At 53.8% G+C, this 16,237-nt stretch carries 15 protein-coding genes; 7 read left to right on the forward strand and 8 right to left on the reverse strand.

The window, feature by feature from the left end; all coding sequences use genetic code 11:
• Window positions 1–60: 60 nt before the first annotated feature.
• Window positions 61–549 carry a cyclic pyranopterin monophosphate synthase MoaC gene (gene moaC / locus V8J88_RS15640; RefSeq protein ID WP_338845123.1) on the forward strand — a complete coding sequence of 163 codons (489 nt, stop codon included), beginning with the start codon at window positions 61–63 and terminating at the stop codon, window positions 547–549.
• Window positions 550–737: 188 nt separating this feature from the next.
• On the opposite strand, the gene V8J88_RS15645 is transcribed toward moaC, so the two are convergent.
• From V8J88_RS15645 to sucC, 6 genes are all read right to left on the reverse strand, one after another.
• Entirely contained in the window at window positions 738–1,271 is a 534-nt protein-coding gene (locus V8J88_RS15645; RefSeq protein ID WP_338845124.1) for a pilin, read from the reverse strand.
• 21 nt (window positions 1,272–1,292) lie between these two features.
• Window positions 1,293–1,760: a pilin gene (locus tag V8J88_RS15650; protein ID WP_338845125.1), complete on the reverse strand. Its 468-nt coding sequence runs from the start codon at window positions 1,758–1,760 to the stop codon at window positions 1,293–1,295.
• Window positions 1,761–2,036: 276 nt separating this feature from the next.
• Window positions 2,037–2,606 (reverse strand): FHA domain-containing protein, encoded by a 570-nt coding sequence (locus V8J88_RS15655; RefSeq protein WP_338845126.1) that lies wholly within the window; start codon window positions 2,604–2,606, stop codon window positions 2,037–2,039.
• Window positions 2,607–2,629: 23 nt separating this feature from the next.
• Window positions 2,630–3,448, reverse strand: a complete 819-nt coding sequence (locus V8J88_RS15660) for a Stp1/IreP family PP2C-type Ser/Thr phosphatase (protein ID WP_338845127.1) — start codon at window positions 3,446–3,448, stop codon at window positions 2,630–2,632.
• 233 nt (window positions 3,449–3,681) lie between these two features.
• Window positions 3,682–4,566, reverse strand: coding sequence for a succinate--CoA ligase subunit alpha (sucD, locus tag V8J88_RS15665; RefSeq protein ID WP_338845128.1), 885 nt, complete (start codon window positions 4,564–4,566; stop codon window positions 3,682–3,684).
• Between the two features lie 20 nt (window positions 4,567–4,586).
• A complete protein-coding gene (gene sucC, locus V8J88_RS15670) occupies window positions 4,587–5,756 on the reverse strand; it encodes an ADP-forming succinate--CoA ligase subunit beta (RefSeq protein ID WP_338845129.1) in 1,170 nt (389 codons plus the stop codon).
• Between the two features lie 634 nt (window positions 5,757–6,390).
• Here sucC and V8J88_RS15675 point away from each other — a divergent pair.
• Together V8J88_RS15675 and V8J88_RS15680 are read left to right on the forward strand one after the other, a co-directional pair.
• Window positions 6,391–9,456, forward strand: coding sequence for a fused MFS/spermidine synthase (locus tag V8J88_RS15675; RefSeq protein WP_338845130.1), 3,066 nt, complete (start codon window positions 6,391–6,393; stop codon window positions 9,454–9,456).
• Window positions 9,457–9,482: 26 nt separating this feature from the next.
• The gene (locus tag V8J88_RS15680; RefSeq protein WP_338845132.1) at window positions 9,483–9,758 is read left to right on the forward strand and encodes a hypothetical protein; all 276 of its coding nucleotides are present in this window, start codon (window positions 9,483–9,485) and stop codon (window positions 9,756–9,758) included.
• Window positions 9,759–9,853: 95 nt separating this feature from the next.
• On the opposite strand, the gene recX is transcribed toward V8J88_RS15680, so the two are convergent.
• Window positions 9,854–10,351 (reverse strand): recombination regulator RecX, encoded by a 498-nt coding sequence (gene recX / locus V8J88_RS15685; RefSeq protein WP_338849901.1) that lies wholly within the window; start codon window positions 10,349–10,351, stop codon window positions 9,854–9,856.
• A 115-nt stretch (window positions 10,352–10,466) separates the two neighbouring features.
• Entirely contained in the window at window positions 10,467–11,588 is a 1,122-nt protein-coding gene (recA, locus tag V8J88_RS15690) for a recombinase RecA (protein WP_338845133.1), read from the reverse strand.
• Window positions 11,589–11,859: 271 nt separating this feature from the next.
• Here recA and V8J88_RS15695 point away from each other — a divergent pair, with 271 nt between their 5' ends.
• From V8J88_RS15695 to V8J88_RS15710, 4 genes are read left to right on the forward strand one after another with little or no spacing between them, the layout of a single operon-like run.
• On the forward strand, window positions 11,860–12,534 hold the full coding sequence (locus V8J88_RS15695; protein WP_338845134.1) for a response regulator transcription factor: 675 nt from the start codon (window positions 11,860–11,862) through the stop codon (window positions 12,532–12,534).
• On the forward strand, window positions 12,531–13,943 hold the full coding sequence (locus V8J88_RS15700; protein WP_338845135.1) for an ATP-binding protein: 1,413 nt from the start codon (window positions 12,531–12,533) through the stop codon (window positions 13,941–13,943). Before V8J88_RS15695 ends, V8J88_RS15700 begins: the two co-directional genes overlap by 4 nt.
• Window positions 13,933–14,199, forward strand: coding sequence for a sodium/substrate symporter small subunit (locus V8J88_RS15705; protein ID WP_338845136.1), 267 nt, complete (start codon window positions 13,933–13,935; stop codon window positions 14,197–14,199). The genes V8J88_RS15700 and V8J88_RS15705 overlap by 11 nt, the downstream gene beginning before the upstream one ends.
• On the forward strand, window positions 14,196–16,214 hold the full coding sequence (locus V8J88_RS15710; protein WP_338845138.1) for a VC_2705 family sodium/solute symporter: 2,019 nt from the start codon (window positions 14,196–14,198) through the stop codon (window positions 16,212–16,214). The genes V8J88_RS15705 and V8J88_RS15710 overlap by 4 nt, the downstream gene beginning before the upstream one ends.
• Window positions 16,215–16,237 lie beyond the last annotated feature (23 nt).

Below are 16,237 nucleotides of genomic sequence, written 5' to 3' on the forward strand. Positions count from 1 at the left end.
TGTTATGATAACCCCCTGCCCGATTTTTCCTCAGGTTTACATTTGCAACAGGATTTTACGATGAGCGAGCCGACCTCTCCGCTGACCCATTTTGATGCCGCAGGACAAGCCCATATGGTGGATATTGGCGCCAAATCAGATTCCCGCCGCATCGCCCTGGCTGCCGGCGAGATCAGGATGCAGGCTGAAACGCTGCAATTGGTGGCGCAAGGCAATGCCGCGAAAGGGGACGTGCTCGGAATTGCACGCATCGCCGGGATTATGGCCGCTAAACGCACAGCGGACTTGATCCCGCTCTGCCACCCCTTGGCCTTAACCCGCGTAGCGCTGGAATTCAGCCTGGATCATACACAGTCGCTGATCCGCTGTGAGGCGCGCGCCGAAACCACAGGCAAAACCGGGGTTGAGATGGAAGCATTGACCGCCGTGCAAATCGCCCTGTTGACAATCTACGATATGTGCAAAGCGGCTGATAAAAAAATGGTGATGGGAAATATACGTGTCTTGGAAAAACAGGGTGGAAAATCTGGCGATTGGAAATTTGAATGATGCAAAACCACATTCGATTTAAAAGAATTTTGCAAAGGTAAATCCCTCATCTCAGCGATAGCGCATCAAAATTCAATAAACCCCACTGGATCTGGAGCAACAGACTCAAACAAGCTGAGCGGCGTTAACTTCTCTCAAGCCAAGCCCGATCAGTTTGAACATTACCACAAATTATCCAGCCAAAACTCTTAATTGTTGTTTTTCGTGATTTGCAAATACACTGCAGGGTTTTCGCTCTCGACTATATCTGTCGTATTGCGCCAAATCATTGCTGTACTGTTATCACTTACTGTAGGCATCATTGTTATTTTTTTACCGCCGATGTGCAAGCCAATATCGGCAGCTAATGTCAGCTCAATCACACCATTTTTAATAGTTGCAGCACTGGCTTCCCTGGTAGGTGTGAATACGCCAATACCATTAGTCCCAGCATCACATCCTGTTAAAATATTGCCATGTTCATGAGAGCAAAGTGCGATTGCGTTTTTAAGAGATGCTACAGAACTGATAGCATTTGCAACTTTTGCCTTCATGACATAGTCCTGATAGGCCGGAATGGCAACTGCCGCTAAGACCCCGATGATCGCGACCACAATCATTAACTCAATGAGGGTAAAGCCTGATGCAGCTTGATATCGTTTGACCATGATCCACTCCCTGCCAATACCACTACTTGCCGCTCTTCCTACAAAAAAGACCGCCGAAGCGGTCTTTTTTGTCATTCACAACATCATCCATCAGGATTATTTGTTGTTCTTGGTCAGCATAGCGATTGCAGCAGCGTTGTCAGCAATAGTAGTGGTGGTCTTCCAGTCGATCGAGCTGCCGCCATCAGCCGGCAGAGTCGGGGCCAATGTGATTTCCTTGCCATCCACGCCCTTACCGATACCAGTGCCCAAAGTCATAACAATCTTGCCATCAGTGGTGGTTGCGCTGGCCACTTCTTTAGTTGCGGTAAAGGTCGGAACACCGCTAGAGCCACCGTCACAGTTGTCTAAGACGTTCCCATTTTCTTGGGCGCACACACCGACTGCAGTTTTAATGGCTGCAACCGAGCCCAGCGCATTACCCAGCTTAGCTTTGATGGTGTAGTCTTGATATGCAGGCAGAGCAACTGCAGCCAGGATACCGATAATGGCAACCACGATCATCAATTCGATCAGGGTGAAGCCTTTTTGGGATGCGCGTTGGATAGCTTTGATGGATTTCATTTTTTTCTCCTTGGGTTAGGTGTGAAACAGTATTTGTCACACCTTAGCTATAGCAAATGGCGTGCCAGCTCTTTTTCCAGGATTTTGATGAGGATTTTTTCAGGACAAGGCATTTTTCTGCCGTTTTTTGTCGCCAAGATCCGGCTTGATTGACATTTTTTGTCAGAAAGGCCAAAAATTGGCAAAAATCAGGCTAAAAATTGCATTGAGGGAACATTTAATGCACATAAAATATGCAAATATGCAAATATGCAATCCTAACGCCATCAGGAAAACTCATGCCCAAATAAAAGCCATTTCAGTTCCGGCAAACATGATCAGATCGCCATTTTGCAGCGGCTTGGCCTCACGACCAACATGATTTCCGTTAAGAAATAAATTTTTATCACCTTCAATGTGCGCCAACAAGTATTGATGCGCGGATCTGGTGATCGCCGCCACTTGACCTGGACGCCCCAATGTTGTCAATTGCTTATTCAGAATCAGCACCCGGCCTGCGTTGGCGCCATTGAGCACCTTCACCATCGCAGCTTGGGCCAAAGGCTTGGCTTGCGGCTTGCTTTCAGAAAAATACTCAATTCTGTATTTGGCCAACTCAATCACATCACGATCTTGCAGAAAATGGCGCTTGATAGGCTGCCCATTAACCAGTGTGCCATTGGTGCTGTTCAAATCTTCCAGGATCACATCTTTGGGGCCGCTGAGAATCTGCGCATGCTCTGCGCTGATGGCGCGGTTATCAATCACCACGTCATTTTTCGGATGCCGGCCGATCTTCAATTTTTCTTTGTTGATCGTCACTTCCTGCAACACTGCACCATTATGTGAAATGATGATTTTGGCCATGCTAACCCCTATCAAGCCTTTACTCAGCATACCCAGCGCTCGACATGCCCATTGCCTGGATCCTGCACCGCGCCTTCCGCCTGGCAAACCAGCGCCACCGAGATATTATCCCGCCCGCCGGTCGCATTTGCATGATCGACCAACATCTGGCACAACGCTTGCGGATCATCTGCGTTTTGCAGTAAATCATCCCTGATTTCAAGCGGCAGCAACATATCAGACAATCCGTCGGAACATAATAAATACACATCGCCAACCACACTCGCCGTCTCATACACATCCACCAGCACATCCGGCTCCACGCCCAAGGCGCGTGTGATGACGTTTTTATTCATCGAAAAATGCGCCTCTTCCGCAGAGATCACGCCTGCATCGATCTGCTCTTGCAGAACTGAGTGATCGCTCGTCAGCTGCTGCAAACTTCCCGTCCGCAAGCGATAAGCGCGCGAATCGCCGACATGCACGATAGTCACCATATTATGATGGAACAAGGCAAGGGTCAGCGTGGTGCCCATGCCATAGCATTCCGGCCGCTCACTGGCGGCGCTGAAAATTGCCAGATTGGCCAGCCGAACGCCATCAACCAGGCGCTGCCGCAATAGCGGCGCCGCATCCGGCCAGGGAATCGACAATAGCTGTCCCAGTTGATTGCCAACCGCTTCCATCAACACAGAAACTGCAATCGCACTGGCGACCTCGCCGGCATTATGTCCGCCCATGCCATCGGCCAAAATCACCAGCCCAGCGCTGCCATCCGGCAGATATTGCACGGCAATATTATCTTCATTGTGCGAACGCACCATGCCGGGGTCGGTGATTGCATAAAATTCAAGCTTACTCATCTGGGTGCGCCTTCGCGTTCAGTTCAGCCGGAAATAGCTGTTGCCGCATCTTTATCAGCTTGATCATCCACTTCCATTACACGTCATTACATATGGGCAAATACAAAATAAATGGGGGAGCTTGCGCTCCCCCATCATAAACAAAAGCTGCCTGCAGCGGCAGTTTTTTGTGCAAAATTGCTGGCTGGACGTGACAGAACTGGTGCAATGTCACCAGTCTGCCAAGCAGATGATCAACCCAGCGCAGCTTTCAACAGGCGTCCCATTTCAGACGGATTGCGGGTAACCGTGATGCCGCATGCTTCCATAATTTCCAATTTGGCTTGCGCTGTGTCAGCGCCGCCGGAAATCAAGGCGCCGGCATGCCCCATGCGCTTACCAGGAGGCGCGGTGACGCCGGCGATAAAGCCAACCACCGGTTTTTTCATATTATCGCGGATCCAGTAGGATGCATTGGCTTCATCCGGGCCGCCAATTTCACCAATCATGATCACAGCATCGGTATCCGGATCTTCATTGAACATGCGCATCACGTCGATGTGCTTCAAACCATTGATCGGATCGCCGCCAATCCCGACTGCGCTGGACTGCCCCAAGCCCAAAGCGGTCAGCTGCGCCACCGCCTCATAGGTCAGCGTGCCGGAACGCGACACCACGCCAATGCGGCCCTTTTTGTGGATATGGCCAGGCATGATGCCAATCTTGATTTCATCCGGAGTAATCAAACCCGGACAATTCGGCCCGAGCAGCAAGGTTTTGCTGCCGGCCTTGGCCATTTTGTCTTTGACCATCATCATATCGCGCACAGGAATGCCTTCGGTGATGCAAACCACCAGATCCAGCTCAGCCTGCACAGCTTCCCAAATCGCATCCGCAGCGCCAGCCGGCGGCACATAGATCACGGAAACATTGGCGCCGGTCGCTTCTTTGGCTTGCTGCACATTGGCGTAAATCGGAATGCCTTCAAAATCCTCGCCGGCTTTTTTCGGATTCACACCGGCTACGAAACAATTTTTCCCGTTCGCATAGTCGCGGCACATACGGGTGTGGAATTGCCCGGTCTTGCCGGTAATGCCCTGGGTAATGACTTTGGTATCTTTATTGATCAGGATAGACATGGTATTTCCTTATTCCGTTCTCAGGCCTGGCCGTTAGCGGCAGCCACCACTTTTTGCGCAGCTTCTTCCATGGTGTCAGCGGCGATGATGGGCAGACCGGAGTCAGCCAACATCTTCTTGCCCAGATCTTCATTGGTGCCCTTCATGCGCACTACCAGCGGCACATTCAGAGAAACGGCGCGGGATGCGGCTATCACGCCCTCCGCAATCACATCGCAACGCATAATGCCGCCGAAAATATTCACCAGAATCGCCTTCAAGCCCGGATTCTTCAGCATGATCTTGAACGCTTCCGTCACTTTCTCGGTGGTGGCGCCGCCGCCCACATCGAGGAAGTTGGCCGGTTCGCCGCCAAACAGCTTGATAGTATCCATGGTCGCCATGGCCAGCCCGGCGCCGTTCACCAGACAGCCGATATTGCCATCCAGCGAAATGTAAGCCAGATCAAAACGGGAAGCTTCAATTTCCGCAGGGTCTTCTTCATCCAAGTCGCGATAAGCAACGATTTCAGGATGACGGAACAGCGCATTGGAATCAAAATTGAATTTGGCGTCCAGAGCAATCACTTGGCCTGCGCCGGTCAAAATCATCGGGTTGATTTCCGCCAGTGATGCGTCAGTTTCCATGAAAGCCTGGTACAGACCTTTGAACTGTTGCACCGCATCCGCCACGGAGGCGTCAGGCACACCGATTTTGCGCGCGATATCCGCCGCATCCGCGTCTTGCAAGCCCTGGCCTGGATCAATCGCCAGTTTGTGAATCAGTTCAGGATGCTTTTCCGCCACTTCTTCAATGTCCATCCCGCCTTCGCTGGACGCCATCAAAACCACGCGCTGGCTGACACGATCGGTGACCATGCTGACATACAGTTCTTTCTTAATGTCTGCGCCTTCTTCGATCAACAGGCGGCGCACTTTTTGCCCCTGCGCTCCGGTTTGATGGGTAATCAGTTGCATCCCCATGATCTGCTGCGCGTACTCTTGCACTTGCTCCAGAGATTTGGCCACTTTCACGCCACCGCCCTTGCCACGGCCACCGGCGTGAATCTGGGCCTTGACCACCCAGACCGGGCCGCCAAGTTGCTGCGCAGCTGCGGCCACTTCGTCCAGCGACAAACAGGCAATGCCGCGCGGCACAGTCACCCCGAATTTGCGCAAGATTTCTTTGCCTTGATACTCATGGATCTTCATGCGATCTTTCCTTCACTTTTTGAAATTGAACATTGCTTCTTGCTGCGTTCCTTATCGCCCGTTTATCAGCCAATAGCCAAGTGAGGCGCCAAACTGAGCCTCTCCTCTGCTGACATAACGCTTCTCACTTACGCCGATTTCCCCCGATGCTGTCAAAACAGCACGCCCCCGTGCACAGGCCAAACAGATTTCCACGCACTTCTCTTAAGAGCACGGATTGCATCATCAGAATGCATTCCAACATGTGCGCATCAGTGCGCAAGCGTGCAGTAAAGGCGTTAATCGCGTATATGAAATGATGGAAAAAGGCGCGAACTGTGACAGTTCGGCAACGTATGCGTGCCGAAACTGAAGGCAAAGCCGACAGCTGCAAAGCAGCCATCTGCCTGAATATTGTTGCTGTAAATGGCTTCATGTCCGCTTTTTGTCGGCCACTGTGCGCCCTGATCTTAGTCTGCAGTTCCAAAACAGATTCCCGGATTCTGCGCGCCATCGTCAGGGCGGCGCGCAATAAAGCTGTTGCACTGGTTTGCCATTTTAGCACATGCGACTGCAGACCGCGATTCCGGGAGGATCAAGGTTGACAATTGGGTGGAGGAAATCAAAGGGAAATATTTTCAAAAAAACCATGCACATGAATACAACACTGAACGCAGTTCCCTCTTTCCTGGATGCTACACTGCACAGCTCACGCCCTACTGGCGACCATCCATCATTCTTAGTGAGCGACGCAATGAGCCACAGCCCGAATTCAGTTGATTCTCCTCCCGCCCCGCCATTGGAGACAGACAACCCGAAGTATTGGCGTACTGTCCTGTTCGCACTATTCGCGCTTTCCGGTTTTTCGGGCTTGATTTACGAATCAGTTTGGAGCAACTACCTCAAGTTGTTCTTAGGACATGCCGCCTACGCTCAAACCTTGGTGCTTGCTCTTTTTATGGGCGGAATGGCGCTCGGCGCCTGGCTGAGCGGGTACGCTTTAAAACGAATCAAAAATCCATTGATGACCTATGTGTTTATCGAGCTTATCATTGGATGTTTCGGCCTGTCATTCCATTTCATGTTTCAAACCACGAGTAATTTTCTGCTTAACAGCGTTTTACCTGGAATTGAATCACCTTGGCTGATTGAAACATTGCGCTGGCTCTTGGCGTCTTGTTTGATTTTGCCACAAACACTTTTACTGGGCGCAACCTTTCCATTGATATCTGCAGGTATCCTGCGCGCCTACCCAAACACCCCTGGCGCATCAATTTCCATGCTTTATTTCAGTAACAGTATTGGTGCAGTTGCAGGGGTTTTGGTGGCTGGCTTTGTACTCGTAAAGCTGGTGGGTTTACCTGGAACCACCTTGACTGCAGGCTTAATCAACTTCCTCCTGGCTTTCCTGGTGTTTGCAATCAATAAGCAATTACAGCTAAGACAGGCCGTAAAGGAGCAAAGCGCAAGCAGCAAGATCCAACATCTGCGCCCTATGCTGATCATTGCATTAATCACCGGTTTATCTTCATTTATTTATGAAATCAGCTGGATTCGCATGCTTTCCATGGTGTTAGGTTCAACCACACACTCTTTCGAGCTGATGCTATCCAGTTTCATCCTCGGCTTGGCTTTGGGCGGATTGTGGCTGAATAAACGAATTGACCGATTCCAAAATCCCATTTTTACCTTGGGACTTGTACAACTTTGGATGGGCTTATTAGCTTTACTGACTCTGCTTTGGTACAACACCAGTTTTGAGTTCTCACACTTCTTTCTGAACACAATTAAATTCAATAACAACGGGTATTTGCTCTACAACCTCTTCTCCTATCTGCAGGCATCATTACTCATGCTGCCTGTGACATTTCTTGCCGGCATGACCTTGCCTTTAATCAGCTATGTGCTTTATAAAAATGGCGGTGGAGAAACCGCGATCAGTAAAGTCTATGCGTTCAACACACTTGGTGCGATCCTGGGCGTTGCTTTGGCTGCATTTGTTCTGCTCCCCTACCTTGGCTTGAAATTGAGTGTAATAACCGGCGCCTGCCTTGATCTGCTGCTGGCGCTTTTCCTGCTGTCGCAAACTGAGTATAAAAAATGGCGCAATGCGGCCGTTGGTTTGAGTGTGGCAGGTGTACTGATGCTGACCTTGGCTCCGCCTTTTGACACTTCCTATATGGCTTCGGGTGTATTCCGTCGTGGCGTGCTTGATTTCGAGCATACGCGAAAGAGCTTGATGCACCAAGATGGCAAAACTGCAAGCGTAACCGTCTTTTCTGTTGGTACACAACTGTTAATCGCGACAAACGGTAAAGTTGATGCCAGCATCTCCTTAGACCCCAAAGCGTCTCCTACTGGAGATGAAGATACGATGACGATGCTCGGTGGACTTCCCCTGGTTGCACACCCTGATGCTAAGACTGCCGCCGTGATAGGCATAGGTGCAGGCGCCAGCGCGAATATTTTATTGCACTCCAAGCGGTTGCAAAATCTTGATGTGATTGAAATCGAATCCGCCATGGTCAAAGGGGCTAAATTCTTTGGAGAGACATCGCGATTACTGTTTACTGATCCTCGCAGCAAAATTCACATTGATGACGCGAAGAGTTTTTTCTCTTCACACCAAAAAAAGTATGACATCATCGTTTCAGAACCATCTGACTCATGGGTGAGCGGTGTAGCCAATTTATTTACAGATGAATTCTACCAAAGAATAACAAAACACCTGCAACCACGCGGCTTACTCGTGCAATGGCTGCACTTGTATGAGGTTTCTCCAGCTGCAGTTTCATCGATTTTCACTGCACTGGGCAAACATTTTCAGGACTATCGGGTATATGCATCCAATTCAGGCAACCTGATTATATTGGCCCAAGCGGATGGCAAAATCCCCTCACTCAGCGAATTTAATTTGCTTGATGACGGTTTAAAGCAAGCTTTTGCAAGAGTAGGCATACAGAGCAGCGCAGACTTGCATTTGCAGGAACTTGGCGGCAAATCATTATTACACCCTTACTTCCTGCTGGAGAATGTGCCAGCAAATTCAGACTTTTTTCCATACGTGGATCAACAAGCCAGCCGTGCACGCTTTACAAAAAGCAATTCCACAATCACCCAATTAAAAACAGCTATGCTGCCAATGCCAGGAGCCAATTTCCATGGTCAAGTGAAGTCCTCGAATGGACAAATGCCGCAACCATTGATGAGCCGACTCAACGCACAAAGCGCGCATACGATGATGCAATTTCTGGCCAGCCAAGGCGAAACAACTCCGCCTACGCACACACCCGAGATGCATAGATTACGCATAGACTTAATTCAAAAGCAACGCTGCCAGGACTCTATTGCACGAGAATTCTGGACCAAGCAACTCACCATTTTTGCTGCAAATTTTCTGCCATTCAGCACCAAGGATGAGGCGGCTCCCGCGCTCCACACCCTGCAAGGCCTTGCATGCACAAATGCCGCTAACACGCAAGCAATGCTGCGTCTGATGGCCGCTGTCTCTGCGCGCAATCCTCAGGAAATTGAAAAAAATGCACTTCCTTTGCTGAAAGATGAAAACGCTCAGGCAGCAGAATACGCCCGCCTCAGCTGGCAATATGCTTTGTTCTTGCAGGGAAGAAAACAGGAGTTGGCTGCGGCACTGTATAAATATCCACATGACGGGCAATTGTGGCGCTTGATGCTTGGCCATGCTCAAGTGGGAAGGCAGTAGCCCCCCCACCGTGCCAAGGGGCTTGTATGAGTGCAGCAGACATGCGGCCCGGCCAAGGCCGCCAGGGTACATTGCAGATGGCCGAACGGCGTGAAGCCGCCTGTACCCTATGGATATCCATTGATGAAGGCTGGAGGAAAGTGGCAAGGTCTGCCGTGCACTGCGGACCTTGCCGGAAAAAGCAGGAAATCCCGAAAAAACCTGCTTTTAAACTGGTGCATGAAAAGCTGCGCGAAGTCTGCAATGCGCGCAGTTTTTCAACATACTGCGAATTAAATAATTTCTCTTCTTGCACTGCGTGATACAGCTGGAAGCAGGTTTTCAACTGTGCTTGCCGATTACGGCAGCAAGCACACAAACGCATCCCCTCTGCTCGACTGACACAAATGAAGCTGGATCAATCCTGATCATCATCCGGCGCGCCTTTCAAGACTTGGCGCACCACTGCTGCAGAAAAACCACGCTGCGTGAAAAAGCGGAATTGCTTTGCTTTTTCCTGCGCATCAGCGGCCACCTGGCCAAACTTTCTGCGCCACAATTGCTGCGCCCGGTCCAGCTCATCTTGCGCCAGATTGCTTTTCATTTCCTGCAAATCTTCGCCTTGCACGCCATGGCTTTGCAGCTCTGCCAGAATCCGGCTGTTGCCATAACGGGCCGAACGGCGCTTGACCAAGGACTCGGAAAAACGGCTGTTCGATAGATACTGCGCTTGTTCCAAGGCATCCAGCAAAGCAGACAAATCATCATCCGGGCCGACATGCTGCTCCAGCTTGCGCGCCAATTCCACGCGGCTGTGTTCGCGCATCGAGAGAAGCCGCAAGGCGCGTGCTTTCAAGCTGAGTCCTGGCCGCTTGCGCTTTGCTTGCGGCGCCGGAGGAAAGTCATCGTCTGTCATCATTCTTTTTTACGGCAGAAGGAAGCGCTGCGCGGCTGGGCGTGGCAGTCAAACCAGGTGCGTATGCCGGCTCAAACCCGGCCCGCAATACAAAGCCTGCGGGCCGCTCATACGCTTATTCGACCGCTTTTAATTTTGCATCGCCCTTGCCTTCTTTGCCTTCTTTGGCGGGCGGAGCGACTGGAGTGGCCGGTTCCACATATGGCGGCAACTCGCGCACACCCAAGGCATTGCGCACCTTGTTTTCAATTTCATGCGCCAGTTGCGGACGGTCTTTCAAATACATGCGGGCGTTGTCCTTACCCTGGCCGATGCGCTCACCGTTATAGCTGTACCAGGAGCCGGATTTTTCAATAATCTTGGCGTCGGCGCCCAGATCCAGAATCTCGCCTTCGCGCGAAGTGCCTTCTCCGTACAGAATGTCGAAGTGGGCTTCTTTGAAGGGCGGCGCCACTTTGTTTTTCACAACTTTGATCTTGGTTTCGCTGCCGATGACTTCGTCGCCGGACTTGATGGAGCCGGTGCGGCGGATATCCAGTCGCACGGAAGCATAGAATTTAAGCGCATTGCCGCCGGTGGTGGTTTCGGGGCTGCCGAACATCACGCCGATCTTCATGCGGATCTGATTAATAAAGATCACCAGGGTATTGGTGCGGTTGATGCTGCTGGTGAGTTTGCGCAGCGCTTGCGACATCAGGCGGGCTTGCAAACCGGGCAGGGAGTCGCCCATATCGCCTTCAATTTCGGCTTTCGGCGTCAGCGCCGCCACCGAGTCAATCACCACCAGATCGACGCTGCCGGAGCGCACCAGGGAGTCGGTGATTTCCAGCGCTTGTTCGCCGGTATCGGGTTGCGCCACCAGCAAATCAGACAGGTTCACGCCCAATTTTTGCGCATACTGCACATCCAATGCGTGCTCGGCGTCGATAAAGGCGCAGGTGCCGCCCAGTTTTTGCATTTGCGCAATCGCTTGCAGCGTCAGCGTGGTTTTACCGGATGATTCCGGGCCATAGATTTCCACCACGCGGCCACGCGGCAAACCGCCTACGCCCAATGCGATATCCAGGCCGAGCGAACCGGTCGAGACCACCTGGATTTCGTCTTCCACGGCGCCGGAATCCATGCGCATGATGGCGCCTTTGCCGAATTGCTTTTCAATTTGCGCCAGGGCGGCGGCGAGCGCCTTGCTTTTTTCTGAAGCGATGCTGGCCAAAGCAGCGGATTTCTTATCTTCCATGATCGTCCTTTTCTGGCGCCGGAGGGCGCACGGGTTGAGCGGGGAAACCTGCGCCAGGGCAGTATTTCCAGCCTGGGTTCGCAGGCAAAACCGGCATTGTAGCCAAGCGCGGGGGCTTATGTGTTTTGCTGTGCGAACTTGCTGTATGCGACTACTGTATAAAAATACAGCCTCATTGGCAAGCGTTTTCGCATCTTTTTCGCCCGCCGTCGCGCCGCATGCGACTGTGCGCGCCCTATAATGCAACTTCCTTCCCTTGCCGCCAAATGTGATGCGTATCCTGCTTGCTGAAGATGACAGTGTGCTGGCTGATGGCTTGACGCGCGCCTTGCGCCACTCTGGCCACGCGACAGACTGCGTGACTGATGGCGCACAGGCGGATCTGGCGTTAAGCACCGGCGAATTTGATCTGCTGATCCTGGATCTTGGCTTGCCGAAAATGAGCGGGCAGGAAGTTTTGCGCCGTCTGCGCGCGCGCAATTCGCGCCTGCCGGTCTTGATTTTGACGGCTGCCGATTCGGTTGAGCAAAGGGTGCAGGGCCTGGATCTGGGGGCCGATGACTACATGGCCAAACCGTTTGCGTTGTCTGAACTGGAGGCGCGCGTGCGGGCGCTCTCGCGTCGTGGCGGCGGCGGCCCGGTGTTATTGCGCCATGGCCGGCTCAGTTGGGATAAAGTCAGCCGCCAAGCCTGTATTGATGATATTCCGCTGGAGCTTTCGGCGCGCGAACTGGGCGTGCTGGAAATTCTCTTGCAACGCAGTCCGCGCCTGGTCTCGAAAGAACAGCTGGTCGAGCACTTGTGTTCCTGGGATGAGGAAGTCAGCCACAATGCAATCGAAGTCTATGTGCATCGCCTGCGTAAAAAGCTGGAGGCGGGCGGCTTGCGCATCGCCACCGTGCGCGGTCTCGGTTACTGTCTGGAAAAAGCCGGAACGCCATCATGAGTCCTAGCCGGCGCGAAGCGCATGCCCATCCTTCGCTGTTTGGCGAAATTCTGGATTGGATGTTGGCGCCCTTGCTGGTGTTATGGCCTTTGTCGATTGCGCTGACCTGGCTGGCGGCGCGCGCCATCGCCAATCAAAGTTTTGATCAGGCTCAGGAATTGCAATTGCGCACTCTGGCGCAGCAATTGCAGACAGATGCCGCCGGTTATCATGCCGCGCCTGATTTATTGCGGCGGCAAAATCTGGCGGATGAGCATGATCAACGTTATCTGCAATTGGTGCTGCCAGGGCGCCAACAGCAGCAAGGCGACGCCGGTTTGCCGCTGCCCGGCGCCGAGGCCAAGGACAGCGCGCGCGTGAGCTGGCGTAATGCGCGCTATCAGGGACAGAGTGTACGCATCGCCAGCCTCTGGTTAAACGATGGCGCCGGCCAGGCTGCTTTGCTGCAAGTGGCGGAAACCTTGAATAAGCGCGCACTGCTGGCGAATCAAATTGTGCGCGGAGTGATTTTGCCGCAATTCCTGGTCTTGCCGCTGCTCTTGTTTCTGGTCTGGTTTGCCCTGGCGCGCGGCCTGGCCCCGCTCACCGCTTTGCAGCAACGCATGCGTGCGCGCGCCGCCGGCGATCTGCGCCCCTTGCGCGAATCGCATGTGCCGGAAGAAATATCGCCATTGATGCAGGCCATGAATGACATGCTGCTGCGTCTCGACGCTGCCGTGCAACAGCAAAAACGCTTTATCGCGGATGCCGCCCATCAAATGAAAACTCCGCTGGCCGGCATGCGTATGCAAGTCGAATTGGCGCTGGCCGATGATGCGCGCGACAGGCCGGAGGAGGTGCGGCGCTCTCTGCTGCAGCTGGCCAAAAGCTCAGAACAGGCGGCGCATCTGGTGAATCAATTACTGGCGCTGGCGCGTCTGGAGTCGCCTCTGCCGGCCACGCCGCAGCGCGTCGATCTGCGCGCGCTGGCGGCGCAGGTCATGCAAGACTTGCTGCCGGGCGCACTGGCGCGTCATATCAACTGCGCATTCGAGGCTGACGCGACAAGCGATTGGCGGATGCAGGGACATGCCCTGCTGCTGCGCGAAATGATCAGCAATCTGCTGGATAACGCGATCCGCTACACCCCTTGCGGCGGGCAGGTGACGCTGCGCATGCAACACTTGCCCGGCTGCCTGCAATTGGCGGTGGAGGACAATGGCCCCGGCATTCCGGAGGCGGAGCGGGAGCGGGTGTTTGAGCGTTTTTACCGTATTTTGGGCAATAGCAGCAGCGGTAGCGGCCTGGGGCTGGCGATTGTGCGCGAAATTGCGCGCCAGCATCACGCGCATATTGAGATTGACGACGCCAAGCCCGGTTGCCTGATCCGTTTGCGTTTTCCATTGCATGAGGCCAGCGATGCGTATTGAATCAGGCAGCGGCTGGCGCCGCACGCTGCGTATCAGCAGCTTCCTGCTGTTGCTGTGGCTGGCGCTGAATCTGGGGCTGATGGCCGCTGCGCTGCAATGGCCGGCGCTGTTGGAATGGGATCTTGGCGGTTATCCCCTGCCCTTTCTGATTTGTGCGCAAGCGCTGCCGCTGGCGTATTTGCTGCTGTGCGCGCTGACCCGCAGCCTGCTCGCGCCAGGCGCATCTACTGAGGCGCGGCGGGAGCGTGAGCCATGAGTGTGCGTTATCAGCAGGCTTTGCGCCGCTACAGTCTGCGCTTTGGCGTGATCTTGGCCGGCTTTCTCGGCGTGCTCAGCTTACTCGAAGCCGAAGGCTTGCCGCGCCAGTGGAGCGGTTACTTTTTCCTGTTCGGGGCCACCCTGGCGTATGCCGGCATCGGGCTGTCGCACCGCACCTCCAGCCTGGAACAGTTTTATGTCGCCGGGCATCGCATTCCGCCGCTGTATAACGGCATGGCCAGCGCGGCGGACTGGATTTCCGCCGCCAGTTTTATCACGATTGTCGGCGCCTTGTATGTGCAAGGGTTCAGCGGTTTTGCCTGGTTGCTGGGCTGGAGCGGCGGTTTTTGTCTGTTGGCGATATTGATCGCTCCTTTTTTACGCAAATTGCCGGCTTACACCCTGGCGGATTTTTTAGCGCAACGCTACGCCCCGGACCAGGCCGAAAAGCGCGATGCGCTGCGCCTTGCCGTGGCGGCGGCCACTATTGTGATCAGCTTTATTTATGTGATTGCGCAAATTTATGCGGTCGGCTTGATCACTTCGCGCTTGATCGGCGTTGATTTCAGCAGCGGCATTTTTCTCGGTCTGGCCAGCATGCTGGTGTGCTCGTTTTTAGGCGGCATGCGCTCCCTGTCCTGGACCCAGATTGTGCAATATCTGATTTTGTTGCTCGCCTTTGCCCTGCCCACCCTCTACCTCGGCTTGCGGCATCACAGCCTGCCGCCCTTGGCGTATGGCGCGGCGGCGCAAGAATTGCGTCAGGTCGAGCGCGTGCAAGCACAGGATGCAGCAGAGCAAGCGGTGCGGCAACGTCATTTGCAAGCGGCGCAAGCGCTGCAGGCGCAAATTGCCGCCTTGCCGGAATCCTGGCGCCAGGGACGCGAGCAGCGCCGCGCCGCCCTGGCCAGTTTGCGCACCCGCAACGCCAGTCTGGATCACATCAGAAAACTGGAACAGGAATTGGCGCGTTACCCGGCTTCGCCGCAAGACGCGGCGCGCCTCTGGAAAAAAGAAGCGGCCCAATTGCAAGAGCGCGCACAAGCCCCGCCCAGCCTGCTCACGCCGCAGCAAAACGGGCAGGCGCAAACACGCAATTTCATCGCCCTGGCGTTTTGTCTGATGGCGGGCACCGCCGCCCTGCCTCATCTGTTGATGCGCAGCATGAGCACATATCACAGCCATGCAGCGCGCGAGTCTATTTTCTGGGCCTTGTTTTTCATTCTTTTGCTCTATCTTTGCATTCCCGCGCTGGCGCTTTTGCTCAAACTGGAAGTCTGGCAACAATTGCATGGCGTCAGCTATCAGCAGCTGCCCGCCTGGATTGATCATTGGCGCAACCTGGAACAATGGCCGGCCCTGCTCAGTCTGGAGGATTGGAATGGCGATGGTCTGGTGCAATTGAGTGAATTGAATCTGGATCCGGATATTCTGGTGCTGGCGGCGGCGGATATCGCGCATATGCCGCATCTGTTCGCCGGCTTGCTGGCCGCCGGCGCGCTGGCGGCGGCGCTATCCACCGCGGATGGTTTATTGCTGACCATAGGGAATACCCTGACGCATGATATTTATCACAAAACCCTGGCCCCGGAAGCTTCCGCGCAAAGGCGGGTGGTGTTGAGTAAATTGGTGTTATTGGCGCTGGCTTTTCTGGCCGCCTATGTGGCTTCGCAAAAGCCTGCCGATATCGTGTCCCTGGTAAGTGCGGCATTTTCACTGGCGGCGTCTTGCTTATTGCCGGTGCTGGCGGCGGCAGTGTTTTTCCCGCGCGTAGGGCGGCGCGCCGTGCTGGGCGGCATGGCGGCAGGCGCCGGCGTTTGTATCTGGTATTTACTGCGCTGCCATCCCGCACTCGGCGGACACGCCGGCAATGCGATATGGCAATTACAAGCGCATGCCGCCGGCGTATTCGGTTTGCCGGCGGCCTTGCTCTGCATGTTTATCCTGTCACGCTGGGAACAACCATCGCAAATGGCTTTGCTGCATTGGCGCCGTCTGCATGAACGCCAATAAAGCGCTGTGCAGGATGCAACGCC

Source organism: Massilia sp. W12 (genome assembly GCF_037300705.1).
Lineage (GTDB): Bacteria > Pseudomonadota > Gammaproteobacteria > Burkholderiales > Burkholderiaceae_D > JACPVY01.